Origin of the sequence: Lysobacter niastensis, assembly GCF_015453285.1 — a bacterium.
Lineage (GTDB): Bacteria > Pseudomonadota > Gammaproteobacteria > Xanthomonadales > Xanthomonadaceae > Lysobacter_J > Lysobacter_J niastensis.
Genome location: NZ_JADLZT010000001.1, coordinates 548,149 through 566,576, shown reverse-complemented (window position 1 = coordinate 566,576; position 18,428 = coordinate 548,149). Strand labels below are relative to the sequence as shown.

The 18,428-nt window shown below is 67.4% G+C and carries 13 protein-coding genes; 10 read left to right on the top strand and 3 right to left on the bottom strand.

The window, feature by feature from the left end; all coding sequences use genetic code 11:
- Window positions 1–20 precede the first annotated feature (20 nt).
- The 6 genes from bamA (at window position 21) to IU514_RS02585 (ending at window position 6,683) form a co-directional block, all read left to right on the top strand.
- A complete protein-coding gene (gene bamA / locus IU514_RS02610; RefSeq protein WP_194929486.1) occupies window positions 21–2,417 on the top strand; it encodes an outer membrane protein assembly factor BamA in 2,397 nt (798 codons plus the stop codon).
- A 23-nt stretch (window positions 2,418–2,440) separates the two neighbouring features.
- Complete coding sequence (gene lpxD, locus IU514_RS02605) at window positions 2,441–3,460, top strand: UDP-3-O-(3-hydroxymyristoyl)glucosamine N-acyltransferase (protein ID WP_194929485.1); 1,020 nt, start codon at window positions 2,441–2,443, stop codon at window positions 3,458–3,460.
- Window positions 3,460–3,915 carry a 3-hydroxyacyl-ACP dehydratase FabZ gene (gene fabZ / locus IU514_RS02600; protein WP_194929484.1) on the top strand — a complete coding sequence of 152 codons (456 nt, stop codon included), beginning with the start codon at window positions 3,460–3,462 and terminating at the stop codon, window positions 3,913–3,915. Before lpxD ends, fabZ begins: the two co-directional genes overlap by 1 nt.
- A gap of 2 nt (window positions 3,916–3,917) precedes the next feature.
- Window positions 3,918–4,703 (top strand): acyl-ACP--UDP-N-acetylglucosamine O-acyltransferase, encoded by a 786-nt coding sequence (lpxA, locus tag IU514_RS02595; RefSeq protein WP_194929483.1) that lies wholly within the window; start codon window positions 3,918–3,920, stop codon window positions 4,701–4,703.
- 128 nt (window positions 4,704–4,831) lie between these two features.
- Window positions 4,832–5,992 (top strand): lipid-A-disaccharide synthase, encoded by a 1,161-nt coding sequence (gene lpxB, locus IU514_RS02590; RefSeq protein ID WP_194929482.1) that lies wholly within the window; start codon window positions 4,832–4,834, stop codon window positions 5,990–5,992.
- 25 nt (window positions 5,993–6,017) lie between these two features.
- Complete coding sequence (locus IU514_RS02585; protein ID WP_324187769.1) at window positions 6,018–6,683, top strand: ribonuclease HII; 666 nt, start codon at window positions 6,018–6,020, stop codon at window positions 6,681–6,683.
- On the opposite strand, the gene IU514_RS02580 is transcribed toward IU514_RS02585, so the two are convergent.
- Window positions 6,617–6,910 carry a hypothetical protein gene (locus IU514_RS02580; protein WP_194929480.1) on the bottom strand — a complete coding sequence of 98 codons (294 nt, stop codon included), beginning with the start codon at window positions 6,908–6,910 and terminating at the stop codon, window positions 6,617–6,619. The genes IU514_RS02585 and IU514_RS02580 overlap by 67 nt on opposite strands.
- Window positions 6,911–6,953: 43 nt before the next feature.
- Window positions 6,954–9,179 (bottom strand): tetratricopeptide repeat protein, encoded by a 2,226-nt coding sequence (locus IU514_RS02575; protein ID WP_194929479.1) that lies wholly within the window; start codon window positions 9,177–9,179, stop codon window positions 6,954–6,956.
- Window positions 9,180–9,319: 140 nt separating this feature from the next.
- Here IU514_RS02575 and IU514_RS02570 point away from each other — a divergent pair, with 140 nt between their 5' ends.
- The 3 genes from IU514_RS02570 to dnaE all read left to right on the top strand — a co-directional run bounded on the left by IU514_RS02570 (window position 9,320) and on the right by dnaE (window position 14,555).
- The gene (locus IU514_RS02570; RefSeq protein ID WP_194929478.1) at window positions 9,320–9,961 is read left to right on the top strand and encodes a YkvA family protein; all 642 of its coding nucleotides are present in this window, start codon (window positions 9,320–9,322) and stop codon (window positions 9,959–9,961) included.
- A gap of 297 nt (window positions 9,962–10,258) precedes the next feature.
- Window positions 10,259–10,891 carry a hypothetical protein gene (locus tag IU514_RS02565; RefSeq protein WP_194929477.1) on the top strand — a complete coding sequence of 211 codons (633 nt, stop codon included), beginning with the start codon at window positions 10,259–10,261 and terminating at the stop codon, window positions 10,889–10,891.
- A 142-nt stretch (window positions 10,892–11,033) separates the two neighbouring features.
- A complete protein-coding gene (gene dnaE / locus IU514_RS02560) occupies window positions 11,034–14,555 on the top strand; it encodes a DNA polymerase III subunit alpha (RefSeq protein WP_194929476.1) in 3,522 nt (1,173 codons plus the stop codon).
- Between the two features lie 244 nt (window positions 14,556–14,799).
- On the opposite strand, the gene IU514_RS02555 is transcribed toward dnaE, so the two are convergent.
- On the bottom strand, window positions 14,800–17,247 hold the full coding sequence (locus IU514_RS02555) for a glycoside hydrolase family 31 protein (RefSeq protein ID WP_194929475.1): 2,448 nt from the start codon (window positions 17,245–17,247) through the stop codon (window positions 14,800–14,802).
- Window positions 17,248–17,453: 206 nt separating this feature from the next.
- Between IU514_RS02555 and IU514_RS02550 the strand changes: the two genes are divergently transcribed.
- Window positions 17,454–18,413, top strand: a complete 960-nt coding sequence (locus IU514_RS02550; protein WP_194929474.1) for an acetyl-CoA carboxylase carboxyltransferase subunit alpha — start codon at window positions 17,454–17,456, stop codon at window positions 18,411–18,413.
- Window positions 18,414–18,428: the final 15 nt, after the last annotated feature.

Sequence of the window (18,428 nt, the reverse complement as noted above, 5' to 3'; positions counted from 1 at the left end):
AATCCCAACCGGACGTGATGATGACGCGACACCCTTCTCGCCGCCTGCTCGCCCTTGCCCTCGCCTCGGCCCTTGTCTCGGCCCCGGCGCTTCCCGTCTGGGCCCAGTCGGCGGTCACTCAGGGGGCGATCGAGCCTTTCACCGTCACCGACATCCGTGTCGACGGCCTGCAGCGCATTTCCGCCGGTACGGTCTTCACCTACCTGCCGATCGAGCGCGGCGACACCGTCGACCAGGCGCGCACTGGCGAAGCCATCCGCTCGCTGTACAAGACCGGCTTCTTCGAAGACGTCCAGATCGATCGCCAGGGCGGCATCCTGATCGTCACGCTGACCGAGCGTCCGGCGATCAACAAGCTCACCATCACCGGCAACAAGGACCTCAAGACCGAGGACCTGATGAAGGGCCTGAAGGACATCGGACTGGCCGAGGGCGAGACCTTCGACCGCCTGAGCCTTGACCGCGTTACCCAGGAACTGACCCGCCAGTACCAGAACCGCGGCAAGTACAACGTCGAGCTGACGCCTTCGGTGTCGCGCCTGGACCGCAACCGCGTCGACGTCACCATCGCCATCAAGGAAGGCAAGGCGGCCAAGATCCGCCACATCAACCTGATCGGCAACGAGAAGTTCGAGCAGGAGCCGATCCTGGACTCGTGGGAGTCGGCCGAACACAACTGGCTGAGCTGGTACCGCCGCGACGACCAGTACTCGCGCGAGAAGCTCTCCGGCGACCTCGAAAAGCTCAACTCCTGGTACCTCGACCGCGGCTACGTCGATTTCAGCATCGACTCGACCCAGGTCGCGATGAGCCCTGACCGCCAGGACATGTTCATCACCGCCGGCATCAGCGAAGGCGACCAGTACAAGGTGTCGACGGTGCAGGTCACCGGCGACACGATCCTGCCGAAGGAACAGATCGAGAAGCTGGTGCTGGTCAAGCCCGACCAGATCTTCTCGCGCCGCCTGCTGGAGATCAGCTCCGAGGCAATCACCGCGCGCCTGGCCAACATCGGCTACGCGTTCGCGCAGGTGAACCCGATCCCGGACGTCGACAAGGCCAGCAAGACTGTCGGCATCAACATGCAGGTGGTACCCGGCCCGCGAGTCAACGTGCGCCGCATCGTCCTGAAGGGCAACAACCGCACCAGCGACGAAGTCCTGCGCCGCGAGCTGCGCCAGTTCGAAGGTTCCTGGTACTCGCAGGCGGCCATCGACCGTTCCAAGATCCGCCTGCAGGGCCTGGGCTACTTCGAGACCGTCGACGTCGAGACGCAGCCCGTCTCCGGCAGCGCCGACGAAGTCGACGTGGTCTACAACGTCAAGGAAACCACCTCGGGCAGCTTCGTGTTCGGCCTCGGCTTCTCGCAGCTGTCGGGCCTGACCGCGCAGATCCAGCTGTCGCAGAGCAACTTCCTCGGCACCGGCAACCGCATCTCGGTGCAGGCGCAGCGCAGCGATTACCTGCAGCGCTACGACTTCTCGTACATGAACCCGTACTTCACCGACAACGGTGTATCGCTGGGTTACAACCTGTGGTGGCGCGAGTTCGACAACTCCGACTACAACACCGCGCAGTACACCAGCACCAGCGGCGCGGGGCAGATGATCCTGGGCCTGCCGATCACCGAGACCGACTCCGTGTCGGCCATGCTCGGCATCGACAGCAACGAGATCCTGGCCTTCCGCGGCTCGACGCCGCAGAGCATCGTCGACTACATCGACGCGCTCGGCCAGCGCACGTTCCATGCCTGGCGCCTGGAACTGGGCTGGGCGCGCCAGGCGGTGGACAACTTCCTGACGCCGACGCGCGGCAGCATCCAGCGCGTCTCGGCGGAAATCACCCTGCCCGGCTCGACGGTCGAGTACTACAAGCTCAACTACAACTACTCGCGCTTCTGGCCGCTGAACCGCCACCTGGTGCTCAACACCCGCACCGAGCTCGGCTACGGCGACAACTACGACGATCCGGTCTCGCGCGTGCTGACCAACCCGGACGGCACCACCCGAGTGGTGACCGCCGACGGCCTGCCGTTCTACGAGAACTTCTACGCCGGTGGCGTGCGCTCGGTCCGCGGCTTCACCGACAACACGCTGGGTCCGCGCGACGTAGCGACCCCAACCAGCACCTTCACGCAGCCGATCGGCGGCTCGCTGAAGACGGTCGGCTCGCTTGAGATGTATTTCCCCACCCTGCTCGACACGCCGGCAGCACGTATCTCGACGTTCTTCGACATCGGTAACGTGTACGACGGCATCGACAACTGGGAAGCCAGCGAACTGCGGACCTCAACCGGCCTGGCACTGATGTGGCGCTCGCCGATGGGCCCGATCTCGATCAGCTACGCCTTCCCGCTGCGCAAGGAAGACGGCGACGAGATCGAACGCCTGCAGTTCACCTTCGGCGGATCGTTCTAAGTCCGGCAACGCACAGGCATCCCGTGTCACAGGTTTCGTTCGCCGCCGTAGAACTCGCCGAGCGTTTCGCGCTCGAAGTCCGCGGCGACGGCGCGGCGCGGGTGCATGGCGTCGGCACGCTGGCGCGTGCAGACGCCGGACAGCTGGCGTTCCTGGCCAATCCGAAGTACCGCAATCAGCTGGCCGCCAGCCAGGCCGGCGTCGTCGTCATGCGCACCGACGATGCCGAAGGCTACGCCGGCACCGCGCTGATCGCCCGCGATCCTTACGTCGCCTTCGCCAAGATGGCGGCGTTGTTCGAACCGCGGCCGCTTCGCGAAGCGGGCATCCATCCGTCGGCCGTCGTCGATGCCGCTACTCACGTCGATCCGTCCGCCCACGTCGGGCCCCACGTCAGCATCGGCGCGCGCAGCCGCGTCGAAGCCGGCGCCATCGTCGGTCCCGGCTGCGTTATCGGCGAGGATTGCGTCGTCGGCGCGGGTAGTGAGCTGATCGCCCGCGTCACCCTGGTCGCACGCGTGCGCCTGGGCCAGCGCGTGGTCGTGCATCCGGGCGCCGTGCTCGGCGCCGCCGGCTTCGGTCTGGCGATGGAAGCCGGCCATTGGCTCAACGTCCCGCAACTCGGCGGCGTGGTGGTCGGCGACGACTGCGAGATCGGTGCCAACACCACGATCGATCGCGGCGCGATCGACGACACCGTGCTCGAGGAAGATGTCCGCCTCGACAACCAGATCCAGATCGGCCACAACGTCCACATCGGCGCGCATACGGCGATGGCGGGTTGCTCGGCAGCGGCCGGTAGCGCGCGCATCGGTCGTTACTGCCTCATAGGCGGTGCGGCCGGCGTGCTCGGCCACCTCGAGATCTGCGACAAGGTCGTGGTTACCGCCATGAGCCTGGTCACCAGTTCGATCCGCGAACCCGGTGAGTACTCCTCGGGCACGCCGTTGATGGACAATCGCAGCTGGCGCAAGAACGCCGCCCGTTTCAAGCAGCTCGATGCGCTGGCCAGGCGCATCAACGCTGCAGACAAGGATCAATAATGAGCAATACCCCGCAACTCCCGCTCGACGTCACCGCGATCCAGTCGCTGCTGCCGCATCGTTACCCGTTCCTGCTCGTCGATCGCGTGGTCGAGTTCGAGGCGCACAAGCGCGTGCTCGCCTACAAGAACGTCACGATCAACGAGCCGTTCTTCAACGGCCACTTCCCGGGTCACCCGGTCATGCCGGGCGTGCTGGTGATCGAAGCGCTGGCACAGGCCGGCGGCATCCTGACCCAGCTGTCCAACGAGTCCGGGCTCAACGGCAAGCTCTTCTACCTGGTCAAGATCGACGGCGCCAAGTTCTCGCGCATGGTCGTCCCGGGCGATCGCCTCGACCTCGAGGTTACGCTCAAGCGCGTGATCCGCAACATGGCGATGTACACCGGCGTCGCCCGCGTCAATGGCGAGCAGGCCGCGTGCGCCGAAATCCTCTGCGCAGAGGTCAAGTCCTGACCATGGCGGGCGCGTTCATCCATCCCAGCGCAGTGGTCGAAGCGGGCGCCAAGCTCGGCGCCGGCGTGCACGTGGGCGCGTTCTGCTACATCGGCAGCGAAGTCGAAGTCGGCGACAACACCCATTTCGGCCCGCATTGCAGTGTCCATGGCCCGACCCGCATCGGCCGCGACAACCGTTTCATCGGCCATTGCGCGATCGGCGGCGAGCCGCAGGACAAGAAGTACGAGGGCGAGCGCGTCGAACTGGTGATCGGCGACCGCAACCTGTTCCGCGAGTTCTGCACGATCAACCGCGGCACCGGCAGCGGCGGCGGCATCACCCGCATCGGCAACGACAACTGGTTCCTTGCCTACACGCACGTCGCGCACGACTGCATCGTCGGCAGCCACTGCGTGTTCTCCAACAACGCGACCCTCGCCGGCCACGTCAGCGTCGGCGACCACGTGATCCTGTCCGGGTTCGCCGGCGTCCACCAGTTCTGCCGCATCGGCGCGCACGCGTTCGTGGGCATGGGCGCGTTCGTCAACGGCGACGTGCCGCCGTTCGTGATGGTCGCGCAGGAAGGCTATGGCCGCCCGCGCGGCATCAACAGCGAAGGCCTCAAGCGCCGCGGCTTCGACAGCGATCGCATCAGCGCCATCAAGCGCGCCTACCGCGCCCTGTACATGTCCGGCGGCACGCTCGACGAGGCCCGCACCAGGCTCGTGGAACTGGCCGGCGGCAGCGAGGACGTGCGAGCGGTGCTCGAGTTCATCGACGCCGGCGACCGTCCGCTGCTGCGCTGACCCGCGATGGCGTGAGCGGGACGCGTCCTATCGCGCCCCGTCCGGCGAGGGCAGAATAGCCACGCCCCCGCCACGCTGAGCCTCCCTTGACGAGTCCCGCCCCACCGACGCCACCCCGGACTCGCCCCATGCGCATCGCGCTGGTCGCTGGCGAAGCTTCCGGCGACCTGCTCGGGGCCGGTCTGGTCGGGGCCCTGCGCGAGCGCTATCCGGACGCCGAGTTCGCCGGCATCGGCGGCGATGCAATGCGCGCCGCCGGCTTCGACAGCTGGTTCGATGCCTCCGAGCTGGCCGTGATGGGCCTGTCGGAAGTGCTGAGCCACCTGCCCCGGCTGCTCAAGCTGCGGCGCGAACTGCGCAACCGCCTGCTGGCATGGAAGCCGGACGTCTTCATCGGCATCGACGCGCCCGACTTCAACCTCGGCGTGGAGAAGTGGTTGAAGCGGCGCGGCATCCGCACCGTCCACTACGTCAGTCCGTCGGTGTGGGCCTGGCGCGAAGGCCGCGCCCGCAAGATCGGCCGCAGCGCCGATCGCGTGCTGTGCCTGTTTCCGATGGAGCCCGCCATCTATGCGCGTCACGGCATCGACGCGCGCTTCGTCGGACACCCACTGGCCGACGAGATGCCGCTCGAACCCGACGTCATCGGCGCGCGCAAAACACTCGGCCTGGATTCATCGCGCCCGGTGCTGGCGCTGCTCCCGGGCTCGCGGGTCGGCGAGATCGAACGGCTCGGGCCCACATTCCTCGCCGCCGCCGCGCGCACGCTGACGCAGGTGCCGCAGCTTCAGATCGTCGTGCCGATGGCGAACATGCACGCGCATGCCGCGTTCAAGCGCGTGTTCAACGCGCATCCCGATCGCGAAGCATTGGCGCCTGCAGTGCGCGAACTCGTCGGGCGCGCACGGATGCTGATGACCGCGAGCGACGTGATCCTGCTCGCATCCGGCACGGCCACGCTGGAGGCGATGCTGGCCAAGCGCCCGATGGTGGTCGCCTATCGTGTGTCGCCGACGACCTATGCGCTGGTGAAGGGCCTGGGTCTGCTCAAGGTCGACAGCTATTCGTTGCCCAACGTGCTGGCCGGCGAACGGCTGGTCCCCGAACTGATGCAGGGCGACTGCGAACCAAGCAAGTTGTCCGGCGCCGTGCTGCACTGGCTGCGCGATCCGGGCGCGGTGCAGGCACTGCTGCCACGCTACCGCGAACTGCACCTGCAGCTGCGCCGCGATGCGTCCGCGCGCGCCGCCGAAGCCGTGGCCGAACTGCTGGAGACGCCGCGTGGCTGAGAATGGCGGCCAGCTCGAACTCGGCATCGATGCCACGCGCGATCCGCGCACGTTGCGCATCGCCGGCGTGGACGAAGCCGGCCGCGGTCCGCTGGCGGGCCCGGTCGTGGTCGCAGCGGTCGTGTTCGCGCCGGGGCGCACGCCGGTGAACGGACTGGACGACTCCAAGCAGCTCAACGCCGCGCGTCGCGAGCAGCTCTACGATCGCATCGTCGAGCGCGCGCTGGCCTGGCACATCGAGTTCGTGGAGGTCGAAGAGATCGACCGCATCAACATCTTCCAGGCGACGATGGCCGGCATGGCGCGCGCCATCGCGGGCGTCGCGCACTGCGCCGACATCGCGCGCATCGACGGCAACAGCCTTCCGCGGCGCCTCCCCTGCCCGGCTGAGGCGTGGATCGGCGGAGATGCACGCGACCGCACGATCATGGCCGCCTCGATCCTCGCCAAGGTGGCCCGAGACCGGCACATGCTCGCCCTGCACGCACGCTGGCCGCAGTACGGCTTCGACGAGCACAAGGGTTATTCGACGCCGGCGCACCTGGCCGCGCTCACCGCGCATGGCCCATGCGAGCAGCACCGGCGCAGTTTCGCGCCGGTGCGCGCCGCCGCAGGACTGTGCGCTCAGGAAGCCGACGACTTGATGATGATGGCCGGATCGGCCGCCGCATCCCCGATCCTGATCGTGTAAGGGAACTTCATCTTCCCGCCGGTCTTGTTGTCCTTCGCCTTCATCTTGATCTTCTTCTTGTCCGAATGCCGCTTCTTGGCGGGGTCCCCCTTGTCGGGCGAGTCGTTGGTGAACTCGATCGTGAAGGCGACGTCTCCCGTGAACTCGATATCGTCTCCGGGTTCTACCTCGAGCTCGTCGGGCGTTGCCGTGGGAGGGTTGCCGCTCTTGATGATGATGCTAGGCATGGTGCGACCTCGCGCTTTGGACCCCTGTCCTTGATGGCTTGATTCACTGCTTGCTCGCTGGCGCTGGCCCGGACACGGCCGCGACCTCTCCTTCCAGACGCCTTAGCACCGGCGTGTTGCCGACGCGCTTGGTGGGAATGCCTTCGGCGAAAGCCTTCTCGAGGTATTCGCGAGCGGATGCCTCATCGCCGAGCACCGCCATGGTCTGTGCGCCCCAGAACGCCACCTCGCCACGCTCGGTCGCCAGCGCTTCGGCCTTGCCCTGCATCGCCAGCGCCTTGTCCTTCTCGTCGAGGTTCGCGCGGTACCAGCCGAGCTGGGCGAAACCCTGCGCGTCGTCAGGGCGTATCTGCACGTAGCGTTCCGCCAGCTGCGCCGCACGCCGGTAGTACTCGCGGGCCTCTTCCTTGTCGACCGACGACGCGGCGAGCGCGTCGCCGATGTTGCCCCACAGGCGGAAATCGCTGGGATCGAGCTCGACCGCATGCCGGTAGAGATCGGCTGCCTCCGCATACGCGCCGCTGTCGTATTTCACCGTGCCCAGGTTGCTGAGCGCGGAGTAGTTCGGCCGGATCTGCAGCGACCGCTCGAACGCCGCACTGGCCTGTGCGCTGTCGCCGTTGGCCAGGTACAACCCGCCGAGGCCACTCCACAGCCGGTAATCGTCCGGCTGCAGCGAGGTCGCGACCTTGTACGACTCGATCGCCGCCGGAACGTCGCCGCTGGTGTAGTAGTGGTAGCCGCGCTCGCGATAGATCAGCGCGTCGCGCGGGCGCAGCTTGCGGGCCCGTTCGAAGTAGTCGAGTGCGAGCACGTTGCGGCCCTGTGCGCTCGACAACTGCGCGAGGCCGATGTACGCGTCGGCGCGCAGGGCCGGATCCTCCAGCGCCCGCGTGTAGTGTTCTATCGCCTGACTGGCCTCGCCACGGATGCGGTGCAGCTCGCCCAGCGCCAGGCTGGTCTCGCGCAGGCTCGGGTCCATCGCCTCGGCGCGCTTGCAGGCCGCCTGTGCGCGATCGAACGCGGCGACATCGCGCACGCCCTCGAAGCGCGTGATCTCGGCGCGGCAGATGCCGGCCTGCGCGCGGGCGAAGCCCGGATCGATCGCCAATGCGCCGCGGAAGTAATTGATGGCGCTGTCGGCATCGGCCTTGTCGCCGCGCTCCTGCAGTTCCTGCCGGCCTTTCAGGTAGGCGTCGTAGGCGGCAACGCTGGTCGTCGGCGCCAGCCGTCGCGCCAGGTCCTTGCCTTCCCCGGTGGGCAGCACGCCCAGCAGCGCCTGCACGACCTCGTTGGCGATCTCGCTCTGCATCGCGAATACGTCGGAGGTCTCGCGGTCGTAGCTGTGCGTCCACAGCGTGTAGCCGGTGTTCGTGTCGGTCAGGCGCGCGTTGATGCGGACCCGCGCGCCTTCACGACGGACGCTGGCGTCGAGCAGCGTCGCCACGCCCAGCTCCGCACCGAGCGCCTTGGCGTCCTTCGCCTTGAGGCCGCCACCCGCGGTGGGCGCGGCGATCACCTTCAGTCCCGGCACGCCGGCCAGCGCATCGTGCATTTCCACCGCCAGGCCGTCGGCGAAATAGCCGTCGCCCTTGTTGTCGCTGAGGCTGTTGAATGGCAGCACCGCGATCGAGGCCTCGGCCGGACGCTCCGGGCGCTGGTGCGTGTACCACCATGCGCCCAGCGCCACGAGCAGCCCCAGCGCGACCACCAGTCCCCATGCCGAGGCGCGCGACCGCAACTGGCGTGCGCCGTCCTCCACGGCCTCGCGTCCCCCATCCGGGGGAACGGGCTCGTTGGCCGCCAGCTTCAGCGACGCCGGAACCGATTGCCTCACCGCCACCACGGTTTCGCCGACGGCTTCGTCGTCCGCATTCACGGATGTCGCGGATGCTTCGGATGAATTGGGGTAGTCGGAGTCGCGGCGCGGCAGGCCGATGAAGCGGTAGCCGAGCGCATGCTGGGTCTGGATGTATCGGGGATGCTGCGAATCGTCGCCGAGCACGTGCCGCAGTTGCGCGATCACCCGGGTGAGGACGCCCGGGGTGACGTGGCGATGTCCCCATACCGCATCCAGCAGTTCGTCGCGCGGGACCAGCTCACCGTGCCGTCTCAGCAGCACCAGCAACACCGCGAAGGCCTTGGGCTCTATGGTCTGCGGTTGTCCCGCTCGCAGAACGGTATGCGCAGCGGTGTCGACGACGATGTCGTCGAAACGGTAGATCTCGCTGGTCGGCCCTCCCTGGCCTGGCATCCCGATCGGCTCCATCGGCAAAACCTCATCGGAACCTCATCAACCTGCTCAGAGGATGCGCGAACGCGCATCCGCTCCTCATGACTGGTCCGTGGCCCTGGAGGACGCTGTCCCTGCGCCGCAAGGACGGTGTCCCAACCCCCACGGAGTACGCCATGAACGCCATCATCGCCATCCCGAACCCGCTTCCCGCGATCCTCGACCGCCCGTTCATTGGCATGGGCCGCCGGCACCGCATCAATGGTTTCGACCTGACCATGGAAAGCGTCGAACGCTTCAACCAGTTGCTTGCCCGGCTGGGCAGGCAGGACGCCTACAACCGCGATCAGCTGGTCTCAGCCGCCCGCGAGTTGTGCGACCGCAGCATCCTTGAATCAGCACCGGCCTGCATCCGCGAACGGCTCGGCCGGATCGCAACGGTCGCACAGATGGTCGCCGACCGATCCTGGGCACCCGCCAACGATACTGTCAATACCGCCAGAACGATTGTCGAATACGCCCGCGGCCATGACGACCTGATTCCCGACTGGCTGCCCAAGGTCGGACGCCTGGACGATGCCATCGTCGTCGACGCCGCATGGCCGCAGCTCGCTGCCGAGGTCGACGACTACCTCGACTTCTGCCGCCTGCGTGCGCTGGAAGCCAGGCAGCGCGGATGCGCCGTCAATGGTTTCGCCTTCACGCGAGACGACTGGGAACAGGCCCGCTACGAGGAGGCCGTGCTGACCGAACACCAGCGCAAGGTTCGCGACAGCAGTTACCTGCCCGCAACCGCTCCGCTGTTCTACGTCCACTGAATCGCACCATCGTTCTACCTGTGGTCCTCAAGGGACCTGATCAAGTGCAAAGAAGAGGCCACCCGACGGGTGGCCTCTTCAGTATTGGTGCTTCGCTCGATTGCTCGCGATTCGTTGATTGTGTTCGTGTTTCGTTCGCGGAAGCCCCATCGGTCATGGCGACTCATGACGGGAGACATCGCGGACGCGTCGGCGCATCATGCAATCGCATCCCCCGGCAGAGGGATGACGGAACGGCTCGCGCACGATGCCGGCCGCGGCGCGGGCTCCGACCACCGGCCGGAAGCGAGGTGCGCGATGCGTTTGCCACACCCCACTCCCACGCCCGACCCGTTACCGTTCGACCACTTCTACAGCGGAAATGGCGACACGCCCCGTTCCGATGCGGTGCCGCTGCCACCGCCTGCTGTCGCCCGGTTCGACACGCTGCTTCATGAGATCAACGCCGATGCGCCGCGAGTCGACGGAGACCGCGTACAGCAGCTGATGGCCTGGCTGCTGCACCTGGATGCCGATCGCGCCCATGGAGTCATCGATTCGCGCATGGGCCGCGTGCAGGAGTTGCGCGCGATGGTCGAGGATCCGGCCTGGGACAGCGACTACGCCATGCGCAAGCGCGTGGCCAAGCTGCTGGATTACATCGATCGCGACGACGATCTGATCGCGGACCGCGTGCCGCTGCTGGGCCGGCTCGACGACGTGCTTCTGATCGAACTGGCATGGCCGGCCTTCGCCGACGAGGTGGACGACTTCCGCGACTTCTGCTCGTACCGCCAGATGGCGCATCCCTCCGGTGGCGCATCCGAACAGCGCGAGCAATGGGTACGCGACCGGCTGCATGAACTGGCATTGATGCAGCACCACCACGCGGTGCGCGAGCAGCACTATGCGCCGCATGGGCAAACGTCGTCGTTGTTCCGGGTCGGTTGAGGCCCGCCAGCCCCGGGGCCTGGGGATCATCGCCTCGGGGCGCGGCAAGGGGATTCGCAGGTGCGTCGCCCGTCGTCGTGCTGTCAAGGCTTGTACGCTGCGGCCGGACTGTTAACCTGCCTGCTGGCACGCCGGTCGCCGCATGTCCGCACCCTTCGTTCATCTCCACCTTCACAGCGAATACTCGCTCGCCGACTCGACGATCCGCATCGGCGAGCTGGTGAAGCGCTGCGTCGCGCTCGGCCAGCCGGCCGTGGCGCTGACCGATCTCGACAACCTTTTCGCCGCGGTCAAGTTCTACAAGGCCGCCGAGGGCGCCGGTCTGAAGCCGATCATCGGCGCCGACATCGGCCTGGCCGACGGCAACGAGACGCCCTCGCGGATGACGCTGCTGTGCCGCGACCGCACCGGCTACCTGACGCTGTCCCGCCTGCTGTCCCGCGCCTGGATGGAAGGCCATCGCCTCGATGGCGTGGCGATCCGTCCCGACTGGCTGCGCGAGGACAACGCCGGCCTGTTCGCCCTCGCCGGCCGCCAGAGCCTGGCCGGACGCCTGGCGGCCAGCAGCCGCCATGAACTGGCCGAGGCCTGGCTCGCCGACTGGCGCGGCACGTTCGGCGACCGCCTGCACCTGGAACTGACCCGGACCGGCCGCGACGGCGAGGAAGCTTTCAACACGTTCGCCTTGCACGCCGCCACGGCGCGCGGCCTGCCCGTGGTGGCCAGCAACGACGTGCGCTTCATCGACGGCGAGGGCTTCGAGGCGCACGAGGCGCGCGTGTGCATCGCGTCCGGCCGCGTGCTCGACGACCCGAAGCGTCCAAAGGATTACAGCGCCGAGCAGTACCTGAAGTCTTCGCAGGAAATGGCGAAGCTGTTCGCCGACGTCCCCGACGCCATCGACAACGCGATGGCGCTCGCGACGCGCTGCAACGTCGAGATGAAACTCGGCGAGTACGCGCTGCCGGCGTTCCCGGTGCCGAGCGAGCACACGATCGAGAGCTGGCTGCGCAACACCGCGCGCGAAGGCCTCGACAAGCGCTTGGCAAAGAATCCGCTGGCGCCGGGCAAGACGCGCGAGGACTACGACGCGCGCCTGGAAGTTGAGCTCGACGTCATCATCAAGATGGGGTTCCCGGGCTACTTCCTGATCGTCGCGGACTTCATCAACTGGGCCAAGGACCAGGACATCCCGGTGGGCCCGGGCCGTGGTTCGGGCGCCGGCTCGCTGGTCGCGTGGGCGATCGGCATCACCGACCTGGACCCGCTGCCGTACGACCTGCTGTTCGAGCGCTTCCTCAATCCGGAACGCGTGTCGATGCCCGACTTCGACATCGACTTCTGCATGGACCGCCGCGACGAGGTCATCGACTACGTCGCGCGCAAGTACGGCCGCGACCGCGTCAGCCAGATCATCACCTACGGCACCATGGCGGCGAAGGCCGTGGTGCGCGACTCCGGCCGCGTGCTCGGCCACCCGTACGGCTTCGTCGACGGCATCGCCAAGCTGATCCCGAACACGCTGGGCATCTGCCTCGACGACGCGCTCGGCGAATCGGAAGCCGCACGCAAGGACAACGCCCTCGCCTCGCCCGACCTGATCGCGCGCTACAACGCCGAGGACGATGTCCGCGACCTGCTCGACCTGGCGCGCAGCCTCGAGGACCTGACCCGCAACGCCGGCAAGCACGCCGGCGGCGTGGTGATCGCACCGAGCCCGCTCAGCGACTTCTGCCCGCTGTTCGCCGAACACGACGGCGAAGGCCGTGGCAAGAACCCGGTCACGCAGTTCGACAAGGACGACGTCGAAGCGGTCGGCCTGGTCAAGTTCGACTTCCTCGGCCTGCGCACGCTCACGATCATCGATTGGGCGGTCAAGGCCATCAACAAGCGGCGCCAGGCCGAAGGCCAGGAACCGCTCGACATCGCCGCGCTGGAGCTGGACGACAAGCCCAGCTATGAGCTGTTCGCGCGCGGCGACACGGTCGCGGTGTTCCAGTTCGAATCGCGCGGCATGCGCGAGCTGCTCAAGCGCGCGAAGCCCGACACGTTCGAAGACATCATCGCGCTGGCGGCGCTGTTCCGCCCGGGCCCGCTGGGCTCGGGAATGGATCGCGAATGGGTCGACCGCAAGCACGGCAACACCGAGGTCACCTACCCGCACGAATCGCTGGAACCGGTGCTGTCGCCGACCTACGGCGTCATCGTGTACCAGGAACAGGTGATGCAGATCGCGCAGGTGCTGGCGGGCTATACGCTCGGTGGCGCCGACATGCTGCGCCGCGCGATGGGCAAGAAGAAGCCCGAGGAGATGGCGAAGGAGCGCGCCAAGTTCGAGAGCGGCTGCGCCGAGCGCGGCATCAAGGCGAACCAGGCGAGCCCGATCTTCGACCTGATGGAGAAGTTCGCCGAGTACGGCTTCAACAAGTCGCACTCGGCCGCCTACGCGCTGGTCGCCTACCAGACCGCGTGGCTGAAGGTGCACTACCCGGCCGAGTTCATGGCCGCGGTGCTGTCCTCGGACATGGACAACACCGACAAGGTCACCGGCTTCCTCGACGAGTGCCGCGTGATGGGCCTGACCGTGCTCCCGCCGGACGTGGACGAATCCGCGTACATGTTCGAGGCCAAGGACAGCACGACGATCCGTTACGGCATCGGTGCGGTGAAGGGCGTCGGCCGCGGCGCCTGCGAGGCCATCGTCGAGGCGCGCCGGGCCAGTCCGTTCGCCAACCTGCTCGACTTCTGCAAGCGCGTCGAAAGCAGCAAGCTCAACCGCCGCGCTCTGGAAGCGCTGACCCAGGCCGGCGCGCTCGACAAGCTCGGCAAGAACCGCGCGAGCCTGATGCTGCAGCTGCCGGAAGTGCTCAAGGCCACCGACCAGCTCGCGAAGGAACAGGCGGCCGGACAGGTGTCCTTGTTCGGCGGCGCCGAAACCGCCGCGCCGGCGCTGCACCTGGACCTGCCGGAAACCGACGAGTGGCCGCTCACGCAGATCCTCAACGGCGAGCGCGAGACGCTGGGGCACTACCTCAGCGGTCATCCGTTCGATCCGTACCGCGACGAGCTGCGCACGCTCACCGGCCACGACCTCGGCGATCTCGACAGGATCTGGGAGACGCGTCCGGAGCCGAGCCGCGGCAGCTGGCGACAGGAAGTGGAGACCGTGATCGCCGGACAGGTCGTCGGCCTGCGCAAGAAGGGCGACAGCCAGATGTTCGTGCAGATCGAGGACGGCCGCGGCCGCCTGGAATGCGCCTTCTTCGCCGAGGCCTACACCGAGTTCGCCGCGATGCTGGTGCGCGACCGCCTGCTGGTGATTCAGGGCGGCCTGCGCGAGGACAGTTTCAGCGGCGGCTTTGCCCTGCGCGCCGCCCGCTGCTGGGACTACGAACAGATCTGCGCCAAGCATGCGCAGCGCCTGTCGATGCGGCTGGATCTGCGCGTGCCGGGCGTGTGGCAGCGCGTCGACAACCTGCTCGCGCAGAAGCGCCCCGGCACCACGCCGCTGCGCCTGGACCTGCTGCGGCACGGTGCGGCCGGCATGCTGGACCTCAACGGCACCAGCTCGATCCGCGTCGATGCGGATCTCCCCGGTACGCTGCGCGCGGTGCCTGGCGTGCGCGCGGTGAAGCTGACGCTGGGAAGGCCCTGGGGCAACTGATTCCCCGCCGTCGCTGAGATCGCGTTGCGGGCTACGGCCCCGGCATCGTCACCCGTCCATCCTTCGACTCCGCCTGCGGCCTACGCTCAGAACGAACGGGATTGGCTTGCCGTTATATCGAGTCGGCACCCATGGCATAGCCGTTGCTCGGAATCCGCAACGAATCCAATCACCGCTCGCCCTGAGCGTAGCGAAGCGGAGTCGAAGGGTGGACGGGACGCGGACGGAGGAATCACGTCGAACTTCACCGCAACACGTCCACCCGCCAGTCGCGCCGTGCATCGCGAACCGTTAGCGTGAGCGTCTTGGCCACTGCGTCATGCCGCCAGCCTGACAGCGGCTTCCCGTCCACGCGTATCGAAGCAGGCCTGGTGCCCACACCGAACAGCGTCAGCTCCGCATCCTTCCACCACGGCGTGTACGCGTCGTACTCGACATGCGAGACGAGGCTGACATTTCGCTTCGACACCTCGCACGAATACGCCACGCGCAACGATGCGCCGTCGCGATAAGCCATGGTGACGCCGTCGTCCTGGTACAACGCGCCGCGGCAATCGCCGGCGCCCTGCGCGGGCAGGTATACCTGCAGTTGCAGCGGCCCCTCGGGCGTCTCGCCGGTGTGCTGCACCAGCGGCTGCATCGGCACGATGGCACCGGCGCGCGCGTATACCGGCACGGCGGTCGGGCGCGGGTCGATCTTCATGGGCGTCTTGCCCGCAACGTGCTGTTGCGAAGTGGCAAACGCGTACCACGTACCCGGCGGCAGCGTGACCGCATGCGCATCGAGCCGTTCGTCGGCAACCGGCGCGACGAACAGGTCGGAGCCGAACAGGAAGTCGCGGTCGTTGCCGTAGAACGCTTCGGCCTGCGGGTAATGCAGGAACACCGGACGCATCAACGGCATGCCGGTGCGCGCGTTCTCCTCGGCGAGCGTGTAGAGGTACGGCATCAGCCGGTAGCGCTGCTCGATCGCTGCGCGGCGCAACGTGGTGTGCGCTTCGCCATCGACCCACGCTTCGTGGCCGCGCGTGTCGGTCGCGGCGTGGCTGCGGAACACCGGATTGAACGCGCCCAGCTGGTACCAGCGCGTCAGCAGGTCGGCCGACGGCGAGCCGATGAAGCCGCCGATGTCGTCGCCGGCCATCGCATAGCCCGACAGACCCAGGCTCAACAGGTTCGGCGTGCTCTGTGCGAGGTGGTGCCAGCTGGCGGTGTTGTCGCCGGTCCAGGTCGCGGCATAGCGCTGCGTGCCGGCATAGGCCGCACGCGTCAGCACGAACGGACGCTGGTCCGGCTGCAGCTTCAGCAGGCCCTCGTAGGTCGCGCGTGCGTTGAGCATGCCGTAGACGTTGTGGATGGCGCGGTGGTCGCGCGTGCTGCCGTCGTCCATGCGGTGCACCGCATCCAGCGACATCGTGTTGCCGGGAACGCGGAATACCGACGGCTCGTTCATGTCGTTCCAGTAGCCGGCCGCGCCCATCGCAACGAAATCGCGATACAAACCGCCCCACCACTCGCGCACACGACCGAGCGTGAAATCGGGGAACACGCTGTCGCCCGGCCAAACCGGGCCCACGTACAGCGAGCCGTCCGGGTTGTGGATGAAGACATCCTCACGCAGGCCTGAATCGTAGGGCGCGTACGGCTTGCCAGGGTCGTTCTTGATGTGCAGGTCGGTGATCAGCACCGTGCGCAGTCCCTGCGCGCGCAGGTCGGCGATCATCCGTTCGAAGTCGGGAAACGCCTTGCGATCGACGGTGAACGGCGCGTAGCCGTCCTGGTAGTCGATGTCGAGGTAGATCGCATCGGTGGGGATGCGCTCCTTGCGCAGCGTGTCCGCAATCTCGCGCACGCGCGCTTCCGGCGTGTACGTGTAGCGCGACTGCTGGAAGCCCAGGGCCCACATCGGCGGCAGCGGCGTACGCCCGGTCAGCGCGGTGTAGCGTTCGATCACACGCGCGGGCTGCGGGCCGGCGATGAAGTAGTAGTCGAGCTCTCCACCTTCGGCACCGAACGAGAGAACATCCTCCGACTCCTGTCCGAAATCGAAGCGGCTGCGATGCGTGTTGTCGAAGAACACGCCGTATGCGCCGCCTGCGCGCAGCCCGATGAAGAACGGGATCGACTTGTAGAGGGGATCGGTGTGGCCCTGCCATGCGTAGGCATCGGTGTTCCACATCGTGAAGGCGCGCCCGCGACGGTCGAGCGGACCGGCCTTGTCGCCCAGACCGTAGTAGTGCTCGCCGGCCGGCATTGCCTTCCAGCCGCGCACCCGCCGACCATGCGGCGTATCCGACCATGCCATCGGCATGTCCGCGGCATCGGCCAGCAGGACGCGTCCGGCGCGGTCGGCAAACTCCACCCGCAACGGCGACTTGCGCACCGTCGCAACGACGTCGCCTGCATCGACTGTCATCGCATCGCGGCGGTCGCTCACCCGGACCGTTGGCGCAGCGGCGCCCGACACCACCGCCCAGGAGGCATCGCCGACGAAGTGGCCATCGGGTGCCAGCCTTACCCGGAACACGCCGTCGGCCTGCACCGTGACGCGGAGCTTCGCCGCTCCTGCGGACACCTCGATGCCATCGGGCAGGGCCTCCGTCCGGTCGACGTCGCCGACGTGCGTCCATGCCCCGTGCGCCGCTCCGGCCCACAGCAACGCCCCCGCCACGATCCATGCCCGCAATCCCATGCCAACTCCCCGTCCAGACTGTTCCCGCAGGGGATTCAACCACCGACGCGGCCCTGGAGCGCGATGAAGTCGTTTTCAGTGCGTCACCGGCCCGAACGACCCGGCATCCTCGGCGATCCCCGGCGATTGCCGGGCCTTCGCCACACGTCTCGGTACGGTCGCCCTGCCTCGGCTAGACTGTGCCCTTTCCGGCCACTGGCCCACGCATGAACCCGAACTACCTCGACTTCGAGCAGCCCATCGCCGACCTGGAAGCCAAGATCCAGGAGCTGCGCCACGCCAGCAACGCGCCGGCCGTGGATGTGGACGCCGAAGTGCATGCCCTGCAGGACAAGCTGCGCATCCGCACCGCCCAGATCTTCCGTGACCTGACACCGTGGCAGGTCTCGCAGCTCGCCCGTCATCCGGCCCGCCCCTACACCCTCGACTACGTGCGCATCCTCTGCGACGAGTTCCAGGAGCTGGCCGGCGACCGCGCGTTCTCCGACGACGCCGCCATCGTCGGCGGCCTGGGCCGCATCAACGGCCGCAGCGTCGTCATCATCGGCCACCAGAAGGGCCGCGACACCAAGAGCAAGATCAAGCGCAACTTCGGCATGCCGCGTCCGGAGGGCTACCGCAAGGCGCTGCGCCTGATGAAGCTGGCCGAGCGCTTCAAGCTGCCGCTGCTGACCTTCATCGACACGCCCGGCGCGTACCCCGGCGTCGGCGCCGAGGAACGCGGCCAGTCGGAAGCCATCGCGCGCAACCTGCTGGAGATGAGCGAGCTGAAGATCCCGGTGATCTGCACCGTGATCGGCGAAGGCGGCTCGGGCGGCGCGCTGGCGATCGGCGTCGGCGATCGCACGCTGATGCTCGAATACAGCACCTACTCGGTGATCTCGCCGGAAGGCTGCGCCTCGATCCTGTGGAAGTCCGCGGACAAGGCCAAGGACGCCGCCGAACAGCTCGGCCTCACCGCCAAGCGCCTGCTCGACCTGGGACTGATCGACAAGGTCGTGCGCGAGCCGATCGGCGGTGCGCACCGCAATCCCAAGCAGATGGGCACGCGCCTCAAGGCAGTGCTGCTCAACGAACTCGACGCGCTGCAGCAGTTGCCGGTCGAGGACCTGCTGGATCGCCGCTACAAGCGCCTGCGCAGCTACGGCGCCTACGAGGCGGCATAAGCCGCATCCAACACA